The following is a 16,499-nucleotide window of genomic DNA, read 5'->3' on the forward strand; positions in this document are numbered from 1 at the left end:
GACCGCAACTGAAGCGAACTTCTTCATAAGATCCTGCAAAAAACTTGAACCGCGACGCCAATTATGGCGCGCGGCATCAATACAATCTTAAGGGCGGCAAGTGAAACGATCAGCCCTTGTTCAGCGGCTCATGCATGGGATCGCCATAGGTCGACCATGAGGTGTCGGGCGAAGGCTTGGGAATTTCCTCCTCGCGCCAGTTCACATGCATGTTGGCCTTGGCGATGACATTGCCGGTGACCGGCGCGGTCAGGAACAGGAACAGGGTGATCAGCAGTTCATGCCACGTGACCTGCCCGTGTTGGGTCGGAAACCACACCAGCGAGCCGATCAGCACCGCGCCCACGCCCAACGTCGCCGACTTCGTCGGCGCATGCAGCCGCGTCATCTGGTCGGGCAGCTTCACCAGCCCATAAGAGCCGACAAAGCCAAAGATCCCGCCCACCACCAGCAGGAACGAAACGACGATTTCCCCGATCATTTCCATTGGCTGCCCCTTATTCGATGATGTCGCCGCGCAGGATGAATTTCCCGTAAGCGACGGTCGAGATGAAGCCGACCATCGCGAACAGCAGCGAGGCCTCGAAATACATGCCGGTGCCCTTGTCGATGCCGAACAGCGCCAGAAGCGCGATGGCATTGATGGTCATCGTGTCCAGCGCCAGCACCCGGTCGGCAATGCCGGGCGCGCGGACCACGCGATACAGGCAGAACAGCATCCCCAGTCCAAAGCAGACATAGGCGAAAGCCAGCGCGTAACCGATCATGCAAAGATCTCCTTCAAGCGGGCCTCGTAACGGTCCTTGATCTCATCGACGATGGCTTGGGGATCGGGCGCGTGCAGGCAATGGACCAGCAGCGCCTGTCCGTCCTCGGACAGATCGCAGGTCAGCGTGCCGGGCGTCAGCGTGATGGTCGAGGCCAAGGCGGTGATTGCCTCGGGCTGGGTCAGCTCCAGCGGAATGACGATCCATGCAGGCTGCAGATCGCGGCGCGGTTTGAACAGCACAATCCGGGCCACGTCGAAGTTCGCCTTGACGATGTCATGCAGCACGATCGCCAGATAGCCGGGAATCCGGCCCGGAGATTTCAGCTTGGCCGTATCGGGCCAATAGGGCGCCGTCATCAGCGGGATCACCACGCCAAGGATCACCGCAAAGACCAGCGATCCGACGGCCCAGCGGTTCACCAGCAGCATCCAGACCGCAATCAGGACCAGCGACAGATAGGGATGTGGCAGCAGGCGGCGCATCATTTCGTGCCCTCCTGCCCCTCAAGCACCGCGTGCAGGTAGATTGAGGGGTTGTACAGCTGATCGGCGGTCGCCTCGGCAAAACGCGTCACCGGCCCGGCAAAGATGGTCAGCGCCACGATCCCCGCCAGCAACAGACCCACGGCGCTGGCCGCCAGCGCGGGCGAGGCTGCGTCGCCCAGATCCTGAATATGCTCATCGGGTTCCAGCTTGGTCGGGATCGGACCGCGGCGCGGCGCGGCGGGCGCGGCGACGGGCACCGGTACCTCTTGCAGCTCGTAGGACTTCCAGAACACCAGCGAGCCCGCCCGCGACATGCCATAGATCGCCACCAGCGAGGACAGGATCACCGTACCCCAGATCCACGGAGCAGCCGCCGCATCGCGGGTGGCGTCCAGCACCAGCAGCTTGCCGATGAAGCCCGAAAACGGCGGCATGCCTACCACGGCAATGGCGGTGGCAAAGAACAGCGCCGCGATCAGCCCATTGCCCGGCATGACCCCGTCCAGACGCAGCCACAGGTCTCCGCGTCGGGCACCGACCATGTCGACGACCAGAAACAGCGCCGCCCCGGCAAGGGTCGAGTGGATAATGTAATAGATCGCCGCCGTGGTCGCCTGCGGGGTGAATTGCGACACCGCGATCATCAGCGTGCCGACCGAGCCAATCGCTGCAAAGGCTGCCAGACGGCCCAGATTGCGCGTGCCCAGAATGCCAATCTGCCCGATCGCCAGTGTGAACAGGGCGGCGGGTAGCAGCAGGTCCATCACCACCCCCTCGATCACCGTGTCCTGCGGAAAGATCAGCGTGTAGAAGCGCAGGATCGCATAGACCCCGACCTTGGTCATCACCGCGAACAGCGCCGCGACCGGACCCGGCGCATTGGCATAGGTCGAGGGCAGCCAGAAATGCAGCGGCACCAGCGAGGCCTTGATCGCAAAGACCAGCATCAGCAGCACTGCGCCGGTGCGCAGCAGCGCCGTGTCCTCGGCCGGCATGACGGCGACGCGGGCGGCCATGTCGGCCATGTTCAGCGTGCCGGTGACGGCGTAAAGCACCCCCAAAGCGGCCAGAAACAGGGTCGATCCGGCAAGGTTATAGGCGATGTATTGCACGCCCGCGCGCAGTCGCATCGGGCCGCCGCCATGGATCATCAGCCCGTAGCTGGCGATCAGCAGGATCTCGAAAAAGACGAAAAGGTTGAAGGCGTCTCCGGTCAGGAAGGCGCCGCAGACGCCCATCAACTGGAACTGCCACAGCGCATGGAAATGCCAGCCCTTGCGGTCCCAGCCCGAACCAAAGGCGTAAAGCTGCACCGCCAGCGCCAAAGCGGCGGTCAGCGCCACCATCATCGCCGCCAGCCGATCCAGCATCAGCACGATGCCAAAGGGCGCGGCCCAATTGCCAAGGCGATAGACATAGACCTCGCCCGAGGAAGCCATCCAATTCAGATACAGCGCCACGCCCAGCAGGGCGGCGGTCCCGGCGATGGAAAACACCCGTTGCAGAAGCAGGTCGGCGCGCATCCACAGGATGATCAGCGCGCCCATGACCGCCGGCAGAACGACGGGAGCGATCAGGATATGGTTCATCAGCGTCCTTCCCCGGCATCACCGCGGCTGACGCCCGGCTCTCGGTCGGCGCGGGGCATGTCGACGCGGTCGTCGCCGCCCTCAAGGAAGGCCCCCAGCGCCATCATCACCGTCACCGCCGTCATCCCGAAGGAAATCACGATGGCGGTCAGCACCAGCGCCTGCGGGATCGGATCGGTATAGCTGGTGACCCCTTCCTGCAGGATCGGGGGCTGGTTGATCACCAGCCGCCCGGTCGAGAACAGGAACAGGTTGATGGCATAGCTCAGCATGGTCGTGCCCAGCACCACCGCAAAGCTGCGGCGGCGCAGGATCAGATAGATGCCCGCCGCGGTCATCATCCCAATGGCGCTGGACAGCAGAAGCTCCATCAGCGGCCTCCCTTGATACGACTGGGGTTGATGTCCATCGGCTCGGCATTGACCGTCTCTCCGGCCTGCCGCGCGATCCGTGACAGCGAATTCAGCGCCAGCATCACCGCGCCGACAACACACAGGAACACGCCAAGGTCAAAGCCCATGGCAGATGCCAGCTCGAACTTCTCGATCCCCGGCAGCTTCACATAGCCATAGGTCGAGGTCAGGAACGGATAGCCCGCGAACCACGCCCCGATCCCGGTCACGCCCGCCGCCAGCACGCCCGCGCCGATCATGGCATGATAGGGCACCCGGTTGCGGCTTTGCGCCCAGCCAAAGCCCGAGGCCATGTATTGCGACACCAGCGCGATCGACACGATCAGCCCGGCGACAAAGCCGCCGCCCGGCATGTTGTGGCCGCGCAGGAAGATATAGGCCCCGACCACCAGCGAGATCGGCAGGATCAGCCGGGTGATGACCACCATCAGCAGCGGATGGCGCGCCCCGGCGCGGCGGCTGTCATAGACCCAATTGCGCAGGCGACGCCCGCTTGCACCCAGCAGCAGCGTCTCGGTCAGGGCAAAGATCGCCAGCGCGGCAATGCCCAGGACCGTGATCTCGCCAAAAGTATCATAGCCGCGGAAGTCGACCAGAATGACGTTCACGACATTGTCGCCGCCGCCCAGCTTGTGGCTGTTCTCGATCATGTAGCCCGAGATCGAGGGCAGCGCGAAATCGCTGCGCATCACCACATAGGACAATGCGCCAAAGCCCAGCCCGGTCAGCGTGGCGATGAAGGCGTCAAAGCCGCGCTTGCCGTCGCGGCTGTCCAGCACGGTGCGCTTGGGCAGGAAGTTCAGCGCCAGCAGCAGCAGGATGACCGTGACCACCTCGACCGATATCTGGGTCAGCGCCAGATCGGGGGCCGACAGATAGACAAAGCTCCCCGAGACGATCAGCCCGATGATGCCCACCAGCACCAGCGCCAGCAGCCTGTTGCGGTGAAAGGCCACCATGCAGCAGGTGGCGATCATCAGCAGCACCCAGCCGATCAGCGGAATCGCATGGATCGGCAGCATGGGCCGGGTCGCGCCGCTATAACCTCCGGTCGAGAAGGCCCAGAGGCCGCATAGCAGCACCGTCATCGAGAAGGCGACAAAGGCCCGCGCCATCGACCCATTGGTGAAGCGGTCGGTCAGCCGATAGGCCAGATAAAGCGCCGCCTGGGTCACGCCATCAAACATGGCTTTTGCATCGGGCCGCCAGACCCTATCGCGGATGGCCAGCATGCGCGGATTGAGGATCAACAGCAGCAGACCGCCCAATGTCGCCACGATCGACAGCTTCAGCGCCATGTTCAGCCCGTGCCACAGCGCCAGATGCGCGTGCGGATGCCCGCCCGTGACAGCCGCCGCCGAGGCATCGACCAGCCAGCCCGCGAATGTGTTCGGAAACAGCCCGATCAGCACCACCAGCGCGGTCAGGATCGCGGGCCCGATCCACAGACCGATGCCCGGATCATGCGGCTTGCGGGGATAGTCGTCCCGTTCGGGACCAAAGAACACCTGCCAGACGAAGCGCAGCGAATATCCGACCGAGAAGATCGCCCCCACCGTCGCCATCGCCCAGACCAGATTGGCATTGCCGCGCCAGACGGCATGGGTGGTTTCCTCCAGCATCATCTCCTTCGAGATGAAGCCGTTCAGCGGCGGAACGCCCGCCATCGACAGGGCTGCGATGGTGCCGATCAGGAAGGTGATGGGCATCAGCTTGCGCAGGCCCCCCAGCCGCTTGATCGAGCGTGTCCCGGCCTCATGGTCGATGATGCCCGCGGTCATGAACAGCGCGGCCTTGAAGGTGGCGTGGTTGATGATGTGGAACACCGCCGCCACCGCCGCGGCCTCGGTCCCGAAGCCCAGCAGCATGGTGATCAGGCCCAGATGCGAGACGGTCGAAAAGGCCAGAAGCGATTTCAGGTCGTCGCGGAAAAAGCCGATCCACGCGCCCAGCACCATGGTCACCAGCCCGGTGGTCGCAACGATATAGAACCATTCCGGCGTACCCGACAGTACCGGCCACAGCCGCGCCATCAGGAACAGCCCGGCCTTCACCATGGTCGCGGAATGCAGATAGGCCGAAACCGGCGTCGGCGCGGCCATGGCGTGTGGCAGCCAGAAATGGAACGGGAACTGCGCCGATTTCGTGAAGGCCCCCAGCAGGATCAGCAGCAGCGCGGGCAGATAAAGCGGGCTGGCTTGGATAGCTTCGCGCGCGTTCAGGATGTCGCTGATGTCGTAGCTGCCCGCGATATTGCCAAGGATCAGCATGCCCGCGATCATCGCAAGACCGCCCATGCCGGTCACGGTCAGCGCCATTCGCGCGCCCTGCCGTCCCTCGGGCAGGTGCTTCCAATAGCCGATCAGCAGGAAGGACGACAGCGAGGTCAGCTCCCAGAAGATCAGCAAAAGCAGGATGTTGTCGGACAGCACGATACCCATCATCGCGCCCTGGAACAGCATCAGATAGGTATAGAACACGCCGACCGGCTCATGCCGCGCCAGATAGAAGCGGGCATAGGTGATGATCAGCAAGCCGATGCCAAGGATCAGGATGCCGAACAGCAGCCCCAGCCCATCTATGCGGAAATTCGCGTTCAGCCCCAGCTGGGGCAGCCAGTCGATGCGGGTGGTAATGACCTCGCCGGCCATGATCGCGGGGATATGCAGGCACAGGCCCAGCAGCGCGACAAAGGTGGCCGTTCCGCAAACCATCGCCGCCACATCCCGCCCGGATCGGATCAACAGGCCCGGCAGCAAAGCGCCGATGAAGGGAAGAGCGGCAATCAAGGCGGGCGACATGGTTCCTCCTTCCAGTGGCGATCCTATGTCCCGAGCCATTCCCTGAATGTCAACCCGAACCGGGGTTTAGGGAAGTTGACGCTAGGCGATGTTCCCCTTTCGTGCTAACCAACGGGAAAAAATCGGGACAGGCATGAGAATTATCGGCATCGATCCGGGACTGCGAAACATGGGCTGGGGCGTGATCTCGGTCGATGGGCCGCGCCTGCGCCACATTGCCAATGGCATCGTCCATTCCGAAGCAGGCGATCTGGGGCCAAGGCTGGCGGTGCTGTATCGCGGGTTGTGCGAAGTCATCGCCGAACATCAGCCTACCAATGCCGCGGTCGAGCAGACCTTCGTCAACAAGGACGCGGTCGGCACGCTGAAGCTGGGACAGGCGCGCGGCATCGCCCTGCTGGCCCCGGCGGCGGCGGGCATCGAGATCGGCGAATACGCCCCGAACGCGGTCAAGAAATCCGTGGTCGGCGTCGGTCATGCCGCCAAGGAGCAGATCCAGCACATGGTCCGCCTGATGCTGCCGGGGGTCGAACTGGCCGGGCCTGACGCAGCGGATGCTCTGGCGATCGCGATCTGTCACGCGCATCACTTGCAGGGTCGCGCCCTGCGCATCAAGATCAAGACATGAGGGAAAGCACATGATCGGACGCATCGCCGGGATCATCCTGCACCGGGCACAGGACCATGTGCTGATCGACGTGCGCGGCGTGGGATATATCGTCCATGTCAGCGAACGCACCGCCGCCAGCCTGCCACCGGCGGGTCAGGCCACCGCGCTTTATACCGAACTGCTGGTGCGCGAGGATCTGCTGCAGCTTTTCGGCTTCCCCTCGCTGCTGGAGAAGGAATGGCACCGGCTGCTGACCTCGGTTCAGGGGGTCGGGGCCAAGGTGTCGCTGGCCATTCTGGGCACGCTCTCCGCCGAGGGTCTGTCGCGCGCGCTGGCGCTTGGCGACTGGTCGGCCTTGCGCAAGGCACCGGGCGTCGGCCCAAAACTCGCGCAGCGCATCACCATGGAACTCAAGGACAAGGCCCCCGCGATCATGGCGCTTGGCGGCAGCCTCAGCGTCGATCTGGGGCCGATGCCGGAGGCCGAGGTGATCGAATCCGGCGGCACCAAGAAGCCCACCCCTGCCCCGCGTGTCGATGGCAACGCGCAGGCGACGGCGGATGCGCTGTCGGCACTGTCCAATCTGGGCTATGCTCCTTCCGAGGCTGCCGGGGCCGTGGCCGAGGCGCAGGGCCGGGAACCCGGTGCCCCGACCGCCGCGTTGATCCGGGCGGCCCTCAGGCTGCTTGCCCCCAAGGAGTAAGACGATGACCGGAAACCTGCGCACCTTCGTCCTGATGGCCGCTCTGACCGCGCTGGTCATGGGCATGGGCTATGTGATCGGCGGACAGGGCGGTGCGGTTTTCGCGCTGATCTTTGCGGGCGCGGGCAACCTCTGGGCATGGTGGAACAGCGACAAGGCCGTGCTGCGCCAGCAGGGCGCGATGCTGGTGACGCGGCAGGATGCACCGGAACTGGTCGACATGGTCGCGGCGCTGGCACAACGTGCGAACCTGCCCATGCCCAAGGTCTATGTACTGGCCACCGACCAGCCCAATGCCTTCGCCACCGGCCGCAATCCCGAAAACGCCGCCGTGGCGGTGACGCAGGGCATCATGCGGGTCTTGAACCGCGATGAGCTGGCCGGGGTGATCGCCCATGAACTGGCCCATATCAAGCATCGCGACACGCTGACCATGACCGTCACCGCGACCATGGCCGGGGCCATCGCCATGCTGGGCAACATGCTGATGTTCTCCAGCATGTTCGGCGGGCGCGACGATCAGCGCGGCGGCGGTCTTGCGGGCTTGCTGGCGATGATATTTGCACCCTTGGCCGCGGGTCTGGTGCAGATGGCAATCTCGCGCACCCGCGAATATGAGGCCGACCGCATCGGCGCCGAGATCTGCGGCCAGCCGATGGCGCTGGCCGGAGCCTTGGCCAAAATCTCGCGCGCGGCGGGTCAGGTCGTGAACATCCCCGCGGAAAGGAACCCGGCCTCGGCCAGCATGTTCATCATCAATCCGCTGCATGCCCTGCGCATGGACCGCCTGTTCGCCACCCACCCCGCGACCGAGGATCGCATCGCCCGACTGCAGGCCATGTCCGGTGGCAGTTACAGCGCATCGCGCGTCCCCTCTGCGGGCGGGCGCGACAGCGGCCCGTGGGGCAGCCAATGATCGACCCCGATCCCATGCTGCGCCCCGAGCCGATGGAAACCGATGGCGAGGACCGCGCCCTGCGTCCGCAGATGCTGTCCGATTTCGTCGGTCAGGCCGAGGCGCGCGCCAATCTGCGCGTCTTCATCGAAAGCGCCCGGATGCGTGGCAAGGCGATGGATCACACACTTTTCCACGGCCCGCCCGGTCTGGGCAAGACAACGCTGGCGCAGATCATGGCGCGCGAGCTGGGCGTGAACTTCAAGATGACCTCGGGGCCGGTTCTGGCCCGCGCCGGTGATCTGGCGGCGATCCTGACCAATCTTGAAAACCGCGACGTGCTGTTCATCGACGAGATCCACCGGATGAACCCGGCAGTCGAAGAGGTCCTTTATCCCGCGATGGAGGATTTCGAACTGGATCTGGTCATCGGCGAGGGTCCCGCTGCCCGCACCGTCCGGATCGAGCTGCAACCTTTCACCCTGGTGGGCGCAACAACCCGGCTGGGCTTGCTGACCACGCCCCTGCGCGACCGCTTCGGCATCCCGACCCGCCTGCAATTCTACACGATCGACGAATTGGACCTGATCGTCACCCGCGGCGCGCGGCTGATGGGCATCCCGTCAGAACCCGCGGGCACGCGCGAGATCGCGAAACGCGCCCGCGGCACCCCCCGTATCGCCGGTCGCCTGCTGCGCCGAGTCATCGATTTTGCCTTGGTCGAAGGCGACGGCCGGCTGACGCGCGAGATCGCGGACAGCGCCCTGACCCGCCTCGGCGTCGATCATATCGGTCTGGACAGCGCTGACCGCCGCTACCTCACCCTGATGGCCGAGCATTACGGCGGCGGCCCGGTCGGCGTGGAAACGCTGTCGGCGGCCCTGTCCGAAAGCCGCGATGCCATCGAGGAAGTGATCGAGCCCTTCTTGATGCAGCAGGGTCTGGTCAGCCGCACGCCGCGGGGTCGGATGCTGGCGCGGCTGGGCTGGCGGCATCTGGGTCTGGACGCACCACGCCTGCAGGACAGCCTGTTTGATGACTGAGCTTGCGACCCGCATCCGGGCCAGCTTCGCGCGCCAGACAATGATGCAGACGCTGGGCGCGACACTGGCCGCGATCGAACCGGGCAAAGTCACCATCACCGCCCCGATCCTGCCGACCTCGCTCCAGCAGCATGGCGCAGGCCATGCGGGACTGGCCTTCAGCATCGGCGATTCCGCAGCGGGCTATTCCGCGCTGTCGCTGATGCCTGAAGATGCCGAGGTGATGACGGTCGAGATGAAGATCAACCTGATGACCCCCGCCACCGGTGATCACCTGATTGCGGAAGGCCGCGTCATTCGACCCGGTCGCCGTATTCTGGTGGTCGCCGCCGATGTCTGGGCGGTGACCGGCGATATCCGCAAGCATGTCGCGATGCTGCAGGGAACCATGATCCCGGTCTGAAGGAAGGCCGGGGGCGCTGCCCCCTGACCCCCGGGATATTTCGACAAGAGAGATGACAAGGGGCGGCTTTGCGCGCTTCTTTCTTGTCCAAGTATCCTGGGGGAGCGCGGCACGCGCGGGGGCAAAGCCCCCACTACTGCAGACGATTCAATCGCGCCGGGGGTCGGACAGGACCCGATCCTCTTGCGCGATGAAATGTTCCATCATCAGCCGCCACAGGCGTTCCGCCAGATCCGGGTCCAGCCCTTCCTGGACGGCAAAACGGCGGGCATTCGCGGCAACCTCCTCAACCCGACTGTCGATCCGGGCGGGCAGGTTTTCTTGCAATTTGATCCGGGCCGCCTCGTCGATCAGCGACGACCGTTCGGCCAGCAGCGCGATCAGGCGGGCGTCCAGCGCGTCGATCCGGGCACGCAGATCGTGCATCCGGGACTGGGGCGATAGGGTGGGTTCGGGACTGGGCATGTGTCGTGCCGCTCCTTCATGGGCTTTCTGTTGCCGGGCGGTCACGGCATCGGCGATTTTCTGCCGAGATCGGAACTTCCCACCCTGGAACCGGGTCAATCCTTGACCGGTGGCGACAACTGCGCCGCTCGGTTCGGGAAGGAGAGACCGATGAAGGCCGCAAGTGTGATCATCAATCTGGGTTTCGGCTTTGGTCTTGCCTTGGGGGCAGCGATGCTGCTCTGGCTATAACGGGCCGCGACCGAATGAAATCCCCCGGCCAGTGACGACCGGGGGAGATAGGGACAGCTCGCCTTAGCCTTGCGGTTGCGGGGACGGCTCGGCGCTTGCCGGTGCGCTACCCGCACGCGGGATCGCGGTCACCGAAGGGATGGACGAGCCGGGCGTGTCGTCGTCGCCGCCCAGGGCTTCGCCGCGGATGATCTTACCGATATCCTCGCCGGTCAGGGTCTCATATTCCAGAAGCCCCTTGGCCATACGCTCGAATTCCTCGGTCTTTTCGGACAGGATACGGTAAGCGTCCTGATAGCCCTGCTCGATCAGGTCATGGACCTCCTGCTCGATCAGTTCCTTGGTCGCCGCCGAGACCGAGAAACCGCCGGTATTGCCGGAATAGCCCTCATGCGCCTCGGCATAGTCGATATTGCCGACCTTGTCCGACATGCCCCAGCGCATGACCATCGCGCGGGCCAATTGGCTGGCCTGCTGGATGTCACCCGCAGGACCGTTCGAGACGCCCTCTTCGCCGTATTTGATGATCTCGGCCGCCTTGCCCGCCATGGTCATGGCCAGCTTCTGCTTGGCCTCGTCCTTGTGGAAGTTCAGACGGTCCACCTCGGGAAGTGAGACCACCATGCCAAGCGCGCCGCCGCGGGGGATGATCGTCGCCTTGTAGACCGGGTCGCATTTCGGCAGGCTCAGCCCGACGATGGCATGACCGGCCTCGTGGTAGGCGGTCTTTTCTTTCTGTTCAGGCGTCAGGACCATGCTGCGACGCTCGACGCCCAGCATGACCTTGTCCTTGGCATTCTCGAAATCTTCCATCGTGACGAAGCGGCGGCCCAGACGCGCGGCCATCAGCGCGGCCTCGTTCACGAGGTTCATCAGATCCGCACCCGAGAAGCCCGGCGTGCCGCGCGCGATGATGCGCAGGTCGACATCGGGGCCGACGGGGACCTTGCGCGAATGCACGCCAAGAATCTTCTCGCGGCCCTTGATGTCGGGGTTCGGGACATAGATCTGGCGGTCGAAGCGACCGGGGCGCAGCAGCGCAGGGTCCAGCACGTCCTTACGGTTGGTGGCGGCGATGATGATGACGCCTTCATTCGCGTCAAAGCCGTCCATTTCGACCAGAAGCTGGTTCAGGGTCTGTTCGCGTTCATCATTGCCGCCGCCGATGCCCACGCCACGGGCGCGGCCCACGGCGTCGATCTCGTCGATGAAGACGATGCAGGGGGCGGATTTCTTGGCCTGCTCGAACATGTCGCGGACGCGGGATGCGCCGACACCGACAAACATTTCCACGAAATCGGAACCCGAGATGGTGAAGAAGGGCACGCCGGCCTCACCCGCAATGGCGCGGGCCAGCAGGGTTTTACCGGTACCGGGCGGGCCGACCAGCAGCGCGCCTTTCGGGATCTTGCCACCGAGGCGGCTGAATTTCTGCGGGTTGCGCAGGAATTCGACGATCTCTTCCAGTTCTTCCTTGGCCTCGTCGATGCCAGCCACGTCGTCAAACGTCACGCGGCCATGTTTTTCGGTCAGCAGCTTGGCCCGCGATTTGCCGAAGCCCATCGCGCCACCTTTGCCACCGCCCTGCATGCGGTTCATGAAGAAAATCCAGACGCCGATCAGCAGCAGGAAGGGCAGCCAGACGCCCAGAAGCGACATGAAGCCGGATTGTTGCTGGCGTTCGACGCGGACTTCGACGCCCTTGCCGATCAGGCGGTCGGCGATTTCCTCGCCCTGCGGACGGACAGTGGAATACTGTTTTCCGTCCTTGCCGGTGATGCCGATTGTCTCGCCGTCGATAGTGACGGCCGAGACCTGATCTTCATCAACCCGCTGGATAAAGTCAGAATAGCTGATCTGGCGGCTGTTCATTTGCGACGAACCATCGCTGAACAGATTGAACAGCGCCAAAATCATCAGGAACAGCACCACCCAGAAGGCGATATTGCGCGCGTTGCCCAAAGGCAGATCCTCCAAGGGTAGACAGGCTTTGGCCTGAAAATAGGGATTCCGGCGTCAGGTTCAATGAGTATAGAGCAAAGCCCGGAATTCAGGCAGCCCACGAAGTGACCGAACGGCATATTCCGGCTGCGGTTTCAGCAGCGGTGCGGCGATCAGATCGTCGCCCTGCCAGATGCCGGGAGTGGCCGCGGCCTCATCGCGCAGCAGTCCGGACGCACGCCAGTTCAGCTCTGGCAAAAGGTCGTGCCCCAGCGCGCGGACCTGCTGGCCAGACGCAAGGCCCGAGATCTGCCAACGCCCGTCCCACAAGGCCACGCCATCCGCGTCGGCCATGGCAGGGGCGGCACGCAGCGCCGCCGCAGGCTCTCGGTACAGATGCAGCCAGTCGGCCCTTGGCTCGGCAATCACGCCGTCCAGCGTGACACGGGGCGCACGCGCCAAAGCGCCAAGCGCATGCAGCACCGCCTCGCGCCGGGGGGGATAATCCGCACCCGAAACAAATCGCAGCCCTGCGACAAGAAGTCGCCGGCGGATTTCCAAAGGGGCGCGGCGAAACGCGGTCAGGGGCAGCTTCAGCCCGGCATTTCGGGCTTCAGTCCCATCGGCGACCTGTATGGCGAAATCCTGCAAAGCATCCCGCGCCATCGCCATATTCGCGCCGGTCTGGGCCAGTTGCCGTGCGGGCAGGTCCAGCAGCGCCAAGGCCTTGCGGATACGAACGCGGTCGTAATCCTCGTTCTCGTTCGAGGGGTCGTCGATCCAACCCACCCCGCGTCCGGTCAGCCAGTCGCGCAATTCGGCCCGTGACAGGCCCAGCATCGGGCGCAGCCAGCGCATGCCAAAGGCGCTGCGGGTCTCGGCCATGCCCGCCAGCCCGTCCACGCCCGAACCGCGCGCCAAACGCATCAGCAGGGTCTCGGCCTGATCGTCCAGCGTATGACCCAGCAGCACGGCATCCAGATTGTTGCGCTGCGCCCATCCGGCCAGAAGTCGCAACCGGGCATCGCGCGCCGCAGCCATCATATTCCCGGCCTCACTGTCCCGCTGCCAAAGCAGCGTCGCATGGGGAATTCCCAGCGCCGTCGCGGCACGATGCGCCTGACGCGCCTCATCGGCGGCTTCGGGACGCAGGCCGTGATCGACGGTCGCGGCCATCAGCACGCGGCCCTGCCCCCAGCCATGCACCAGATGCATCAGCGCCACGGAATCCCCGCCACCAGACAGGGCGATCCCCAGTCGCGACATATCGCCCGCCAGACGGGTCAGCACATGGCCGATAGATCGGGCAACTGGATCGTTCGGGGGAGTGTCATCGGTCCGTGACGGGCCGGGATCACTGGCCATCGGCCAGATCCGCGGCGGCCTCGGGGTCCATCATTTCGGGATCGGTGGCCAGCTCGCCCTCGAATGCGCTGGCGCATTGGGCATCGGTCATGCGCTTTTCAGCCTCGGCCGCCTGCGGGGCGGCGGGGAAGCGGGCAAGGATTTCCTGCAGATAGAAGCAGCCCTGATCGGCACCGCCCTTGGCGCCCATGGCGCGCGACAGGCCCAGAAGCGAATCCGGCGCCTGCGGGCCGTTCGGATTGGCGGCAAAGCTTTCCAGCCATGCCAGCCCCGCCCCCGACAGATCGCCTGCGGAATCCAGCGCCGCCCCGCGCAGGAACAGCGCCTCGGCGGTCAGCGGACCCCCGGCATGGGCCTGTGCTACGTGTGCGAAGAGATCGGCTGCTTGACGAAAGTCACCTTGACCGAGCACCTCCCGGGCCCGGTCAAAATCAGCCTGCTCCGCCGCAGTGGGGGCCCCGGCCGCAAGGGTGTTTGGGGGGGTGGTGGCGGGCGCGTCAAGCGCGCCCTGCTGGTTCGAGGACGGCAGCGGGGCCGAGCCGCCCTGCTCGCCCAGCGTCGGCGTGGTCAGGCTGCCCAGATCACAGCCTTCTTCCATCTCGCACAGGCGGAACTCGATGTCGCCGATGCGGGTGGTGCCGTCCTTGACGATACGGTCGATGCGGTTTTGCAACTGCTCGGTCTGGCCGGTCAGTTGCTGCAGCCGCGCCTCCATCGCGTTCATGCGGTCGATGGCGCTGTCGCCGCCAGCGGCGGCAAAGCCTGCGGGACCTGCCGCGACCAGCTCGCCGCGCAGGCTTTGCAGGTCCGCCGACAGCTGCGACAGCTCGGCGCGGACATCGGCCAGCGTCTGCTTGTCCTGCGCCGCTGCGGGCAGCGCGGTCAGCGCCAGCCCTGCGGCAAGGATGATGCTACGGAATGCGCCCATCACATGCCCGCCCCGGGGCTGACCACGGTCACCGCGCGGCGGTTCTTGTTGTAGCATTCCTCGGTCGAGCAGACTTCCAGCGGGCGTTCCTTGCCGTAGCTGACGGTGCGCAGACGGCCCGACGTCACCCCCTGCGAGATCAGGTATTCCTGAACCGAGCTGGCACGACGCGCACCAAGGGCAAGGTTGTATTCCCGCGTCCCCTGCTCATCCGCATGACCCTCGATCAGGGCCGAGTAGCCCTGGTTCTGCTTCAGCCAGCCGGCCTGATTGGCCAGCGTGGTACGTGCTTCCGGGGTCAGGGTGGACTGGTCCACCGGGAACAGCACGGTGTCGCCCGCCGTCGCCTTGAAGTGCTCGGGCGTGCCGGGCAGCGTGCCGACGCCCACGCCCTGATTCATCTTGGCATAGGGGTCGTTGACCATGGCACCCTGCTGTGCCGGGCGCGAACACGCCGCCATGGTCAGCAGCGCGCCCATCGCCGCAAATTTCACGAAAGTCTTCATAATCCTGTCCAGTCCCCGCGGTTACGGCAGCAGAGGACCCCAATCCGGGTCCGAAGCCGCCCCATTCAACTTGACCGGTCGCATGTTCCGCCCGGTGATGTCCACCGAATGAAGCCGAGGCTCGCCGTTTCCACCGGGGGTCACGCGGGTAAACATCACGACGCGCCCATTGGGGGCCCAAGACGGGCCCTCGTCAAGGAACGATTCGGTCAGCATTTTTTCTTCCGAGCCATCAGTGCGCATGACGCCGATGTGGAATTTTCCGCCCACCTGCCGGGTGAATGCGATCATGTCGCCGCGCGGCGACCAGACCGGGGTGCCATAGCGCCCGTCGCCAAAGCTGATGCGCTTCGGTTCACCACCGCTGGCCGACATGATGTACAGCTGCGGCACGCCCGAGCGGTCGCTTTCAAAGACGATCTGGCGACCATCCGGGCTGAAGCTGGGCGAGGTCTCGATCGAGGGTGCATTGGTCAGCGCACGCTGCGCACCCGAAGCCGCGTCCATCTGGAAAATGTCGGTATTGCCGTTCTTTTCCAGAGAATAGACGATCCAGCGCCCATCGGGCGAGAAGCGCGGCGCAAAGCTCATCGTGCCCTGCTCGCCGGCCAGCGCCCGCGCGCCCAGTGAGTTCACATCCATCATCATCGCCTGCGGGAAGCCGCTGGCATAGCTGGTGTAAAGCAGGCGCGAACCATCGGGCGAGAAGCGCGGCTTCAGCACCAGCGTGGAATCGTCGGTCAGGTATTTGATATTCGCGCCATCGTAATCCATCACGCCGATGCGTTTGCGGCGCGCGTCCTTGGGACCGCTTTCCTGCACAAAGGCGACGCGGCTATCGAAATAGGGGCCTTCGCCCGTCAGGCGGGCATAGACCTGATCGGCGGCCTTATGCGCGGCGCGGCGCCAGTTCCCGGTCGAGGCGTCGAACTGCATCCCGTCGCCCAGCGGCTGGCCCGCGAAAACGTCGAACAGGCGGAACTTGACGATGACCTTGCCGCCCTCGACCCGGACCGCGCCGGTGATCAGGGCTTGGGCGTTGATCGCCTTCCAGTCCTCATAGGCCACCGGCGCCTCGAAGCTTTCCGGGCGCGCGATATGAGCCGAGGCCGGGATCTCGCGGAACAGGCCGGTGCCGGTCAGGTCGGCGGCGATCAGGCCCTGCACCTTGGCCAGCAATTCGCCCGCGCCGCCCTCGTCGTGGAAGCTGGCGATGGCAAAGGGCATCGGCTCGATCACGCCGTCGGTGATCTCGATCCGCAGCGGCCCGTCCTGCGCGAAGGCCGGCGCGGCAAGGCCAAGACCCGCAAGGGCCATGGCGGAGGTCAGGAAAAGTTTACGCAACATGTGT

Annotated in this window: 18 protein-coding genes; 6 read left to right on the forward strand and 12 right to left on the reverse strand. The window is 64.8% G+C overall.

Features of this window, described 5'->3' with window-relative positions; all coding sequences use genetic code 11:
- Window positions 1–109 precede the first annotated feature (109 nt).
- From IB235_RS06485 to IB235_RS06510, 6 genes are read right to left on the reverse strand one after another with little or no spacing between them, the layout of a single operon-like run.
- Window positions 110–481: a Na+/H+ antiporter subunit G gene (locus tag IB235_RS06485; protein WP_155039222.1), complete on the reverse strand. Its 372-nt coding sequence runs from the start codon at window positions 479–481 to the stop codon at window positions 110–112.
- Window positions 482–497: 16 nt separating this feature from the next.
- Window positions 498–767, reverse strand: a complete 270-nt coding sequence (locus tag IB235_RS06490) for a K+/H+ antiporter subunit F (RefSeq protein ID WP_155038796.1) — start codon at window positions 765–767, stop codon at window positions 498–500.
- A complete protein-coding gene (locus IB235_RS06495) occupies window positions 764–1,255 on the reverse strand; it encodes a Na+/H+ antiporter subunit E (RefSeq protein ID WP_192336102.1) in 492 nt (163 codons plus the stop codon). The genes IB235_RS06490 and IB235_RS06495 overlap by 4 nt, the downstream gene beginning before the upstream one ends.
- Window positions 1,252–2,844 (reverse strand): monovalent cation/H+ antiporter subunit D, encoded by a 1,593-nt coding sequence (locus tag IB235_RS06500; RefSeq protein WP_155038798.1) that lies wholly within the window; start codon window positions 2,842–2,844, stop codon window positions 1,252–1,254. The genes IB235_RS06495 and IB235_RS06500 overlap by 4 nt, the downstream gene beginning before the upstream one ends.
- Window positions 2,844–3,215: a Na+/H+ antiporter subunit C gene (locus IB235_RS06505; RefSeq protein WP_192336103.1), complete on the reverse strand. Its 372-nt coding sequence runs from the start codon at window positions 3,213–3,215 to the stop codon at window positions 2,844–2,846. Before IB235_RS06505 ends, IB235_RS06500 begins: the two co-directional genes overlap by 1 nt.
- Window positions 3,215–6,058, reverse strand: a complete 2,844-nt coding sequence (locus IB235_RS06510) for a monovalent cation/H+ antiporter subunit A (protein ID WP_192336104.1) — start codon at window positions 6,056–6,058, stop codon at window positions 3,215–3,217. The genes IB235_RS06505 and IB235_RS06510 overlap by 1 nt, the downstream gene beginning before the upstream one ends.
- A gap of 133 nt (window positions 6,059–6,191) precedes the next feature.
- On the opposite strand from IB235_RS06510, the gene ruvC reads away from it, so the two are divergent.
- Genes ruvC through IB235_RS06535 form a run of 5 tightly spaced genes read left to right on the forward strand, consistent with a single transcriptional unit; the run spans window position 6,192 to window position 9,712 of the window.
- Entirely contained in the window at window positions 6,192–6,686 is a 495-nt protein-coding gene (gene ruvC / locus IB235_RS06515; RefSeq protein WP_155038801.1) for a crossover junction endodeoxyribonuclease RuvC, read from the forward strand.
- A 10-nt stretch (window positions 6,687–6,696) separates the two neighbouring features.
- Window positions 6,697–7,371: a Holliday junction branch migration protein RuvA gene (gene ruvA / locus IB235_RS06520; protein ID WP_192336105.1), complete on the forward strand. Its 675-nt coding sequence runs from the start codon at window positions 6,697–6,699 to the stop codon at window positions 7,369–7,371.
- A gap of 4 nt (window positions 7,372–7,375) precedes the next feature.
- Window positions 7,376–8,287 (forward strand): zinc metalloprotease HtpX, encoded by a 912-nt coding sequence (gene htpX, locus IB235_RS06525; RefSeq protein WP_155038803.1) that lies wholly within the window; start codon window positions 7,376–7,378, stop codon window positions 8,285–8,287.
- Entirely contained in the window at window positions 8,284–9,309 is a 1,026-nt protein-coding gene (gene ruvB, locus IB235_RS06530) for a Holliday junction branch migration DNA helicase RuvB (RefSeq protein WP_155038804.1), read from the forward strand. Before htpX ends, ruvB begins: the two co-directional genes overlap by 4 nt.
- A complete protein-coding gene (locus tag IB235_RS06535; protein WP_192336106.1) occupies window positions 9,302–9,712 on the forward strand; it encodes a PaaI family thioesterase in 411 nt (136 codons plus the stop codon). Before ruvB ends, IB235_RS06535 begins: the two co-directional genes overlap by 8 nt.
- Before the next feature lie 147 nt (window positions 9,713–9,859).
- Here the strand turns inward: IB235_RS06535 and IB235_RS06540 are convergent, their stop codons facing one another.
- Complete coding sequence (locus IB235_RS06540; RefSeq protein ID WP_225612092.1) at window positions 9,860–10,177, reverse strand: chorismate mutase; 318 nt, start codon at window positions 10,175–10,177, stop codon at window positions 9,860–9,862.
- An 18-nt stretch (window positions 10,178–10,195) separates the two neighbouring features.
- Between IB235_RS06540 and IB235_RS06545 the strand changes: the two genes are divergently transcribed.
- Window positions 10,196–10,408, forward strand: coding sequence for a hypothetical protein (locus tag IB235_RS06545; RefSeq protein ID WP_192336107.1), 213 nt, complete (start codon window positions 10,196–10,198; stop codon window positions 10,406–10,408).
- 63 nt (window positions 10,409–10,471) lie between these two features.
- Here IB235_RS06545 and ftsH read toward each other — a convergent pair whose 3' ends face one another.
- The 5 genes from ftsH to tolB are packed head-to-tail and all read right to left on the reverse strand — an operon-like array spanning window position 10,472 to window position 16,495.
- The gene (gene ftsH, locus IB235_RS06550) at window positions 10,472–12,370 is read right to left on the reverse strand and encodes an ATP-dependent zinc metalloprotease FtsH (protein ID WP_155038808.1); all 1,899 of its coding nucleotides are present in this window, start codon (window positions 12,368–12,370) and stop codon (window positions 10,472–10,474) included.
- 60 nt (window positions 12,371–12,430) lie between these two features.
- The gene (tilS, locus tag IB235_RS06555; RefSeq protein ID WP_192336108.1) at window positions 12,431–13,714 is read right to left on the reverse strand and encodes a tRNA lysidine(34) synthetase TilS; all 1,284 of its coding nucleotides are present in this window, start codon (window positions 13,712–13,714) and stop codon (window positions 12,431–12,433) included.
- Window positions 13,704–14,642, reverse strand: coding sequence for a tetratricopeptide repeat protein (locus IB235_RS06560; RefSeq protein WP_192336109.1), 939 nt, complete (start codon window positions 14,640–14,642; stop codon window positions 13,704–13,706). Before IB235_RS06560 ends, tilS begins: the two co-directional genes overlap by 11 nt.
- Window positions 14,642–15,148 carry a peptidoglycan-associated lipoprotein Pal gene (gene pal, locus IB235_RS06565; protein WP_155038811.1) on the reverse strand — a complete coding sequence of 169 codons (507 nt, stop codon included), beginning with the start codon at window positions 15,146–15,148 and terminating at the stop codon, window positions 14,642–14,644. Before pal ends, IB235_RS06560 begins: the two co-directional genes overlap by 1 nt.
- A gap of 21 nt (window positions 15,149–15,169) precedes the next feature.
- The gene (gene tolB / locus IB235_RS06570) at window positions 15,170–16,495 is read right to left on the reverse strand and encodes a Tol-Pal system beta propeller repeat protein TolB (protein WP_155038812.1); all 1,326 of its coding nucleotides are present in this window, start codon (window positions 16,493–16,495) and stop codon (window positions 15,170–15,172) included.
- Window positions 16,496–16,499: the final 4 nt, after the last annotated feature.

It is taken from the genome of Paracoccus sp. PAR01 (assembly GCF_014851995.1).
Lineage (GTDB): Bacteria > Pseudomonadota > Alphaproteobacteria > Rhodobacterales > Rhodobacteraceae > Paracoccus > Paracoccus litorisediminis.

What these genes read in the sequence shown, in the direction of transcription:
- IB235_RS06485 (WP_155039222.1), bottom strand. Translation starts at nt 481, where the DNA reads ATGATCGGGGAAATCGTCGTTTCGTTCCTGCTGGTGGTGGGCGGGATC.
- IB235_RS06490 (WP_155038796.1), bottom strand. Translation starts at nt 767, where the DNA reads ATGATCGGTTACGCGCTGGCTTTCGCCTATGTCTGCTTTGGACTGGGG.
- IB235_RS06495 (WP_192336102.1), bottom strand. Translation starts at nt 1,255, where the DNA reads ATGATGCGCCGCCTGCTGCCACATCCCTATCTGTCGCTGGTCCTGATT.
- IB235_RS06500 (WP_155038798.1), bottom strand. Translation starts at nt 2,844, where the DNA reads ATGAACCATATCCTGATCGCTCCCGTCGTTCTGCCGGCGGTCATGGGC.
- IB235_RS06505 (WP_192336103.1), bottom strand. Translation starts at nt 3,215, where the DNA reads ATGGAGCTTCTGCTGTCCAGCGCCATTGGGATGATGACCGCGGCGGGC.
- IB235_RS06510 (WP_192336104.1), bottom strand. Translation starts at nt 6,058, where the DNA reads ATGTCGCCCGCCTTGATTGCCGCTCTTCCCTTCATCGGCGCTTTGCTG.
- ruvC (WP_155038801.1), top strand. Translation starts at nt 6,192, where the DNA reads ATGAGAATTATCGGCATCGATCCGGGACTGCGAAACATGGGCTGGGGC.
- ruvA (WP_192336105.1), top strand. Translation starts at nt 6,697, where the DNA reads ATGATCGGACGCATCGCCGGGATCATCCTGCACCGGGCACAGGACCAT.
- htpX (WP_155038803.1), top strand. Translation starts at nt 7,376, where the DNA reads ATGACCGGAAACCTGCGCACCTTCGTCCTGATGGCCGCTCTGACCGCG.
- ruvB (WP_155038804.1), top strand. Translation starts at nt 8,284, where the DNA reads ATGATCGACCCCGATCCCATGCTGCGCCCCGAGCCGATGGAAACCGAT.
- IB235_RS06535 (WP_192336106.1), top strand. Translation starts at nt 9,302, where the DNA reads ATGACTGAGCTTGCGACCCGCATCCGGGCCAGCTTCGCGCGCCAGACA.
- IB235_RS06540 (WP_225612092.1), bottom strand. Translation starts at nt 10,177, where the DNA reads ATGCCCAGTCCCGAACCCACCCTATCGCCCCAGTCCCGGATGCACGAT.
- IB235_RS06545 (WP_192336107.1), top strand. Translation starts at nt 10,196, where the DNA reads ATGGGCTTTCTGTTGCCGGGCGGTCACGGCATCGGCGATTTTCTGCCG.
- tilS (WP_192336108.1), bottom strand. Translation starts at nt 13,714, where the DNA reads ATGGCCAGTGATCCCGGCCCGTCACGGACCGATGACACTCCCCCGAAC.
- IB235_RS06560 (WP_192336109.1), bottom strand. Translation starts at nt 14,642, where the DNA reads ATGGGCGCATTCCGTAGCATCATCCTTGCCGCAGGGCTGGCGCTGACC.
- pal (WP_155038811.1), bottom strand. Translation starts at nt 15,148, where the DNA reads ATGAAGACTTTCGTGAAATTTGCGGCGATGGGCGCGCTGCTGACCATG.
- tolB (WP_155038812.1), bottom strand. Translation starts at nt 16,495, where the DNA reads ATGTTGCGTAAACTTTTCCTGACCTCCGCCATGGCCCTTGCGGGTCTT.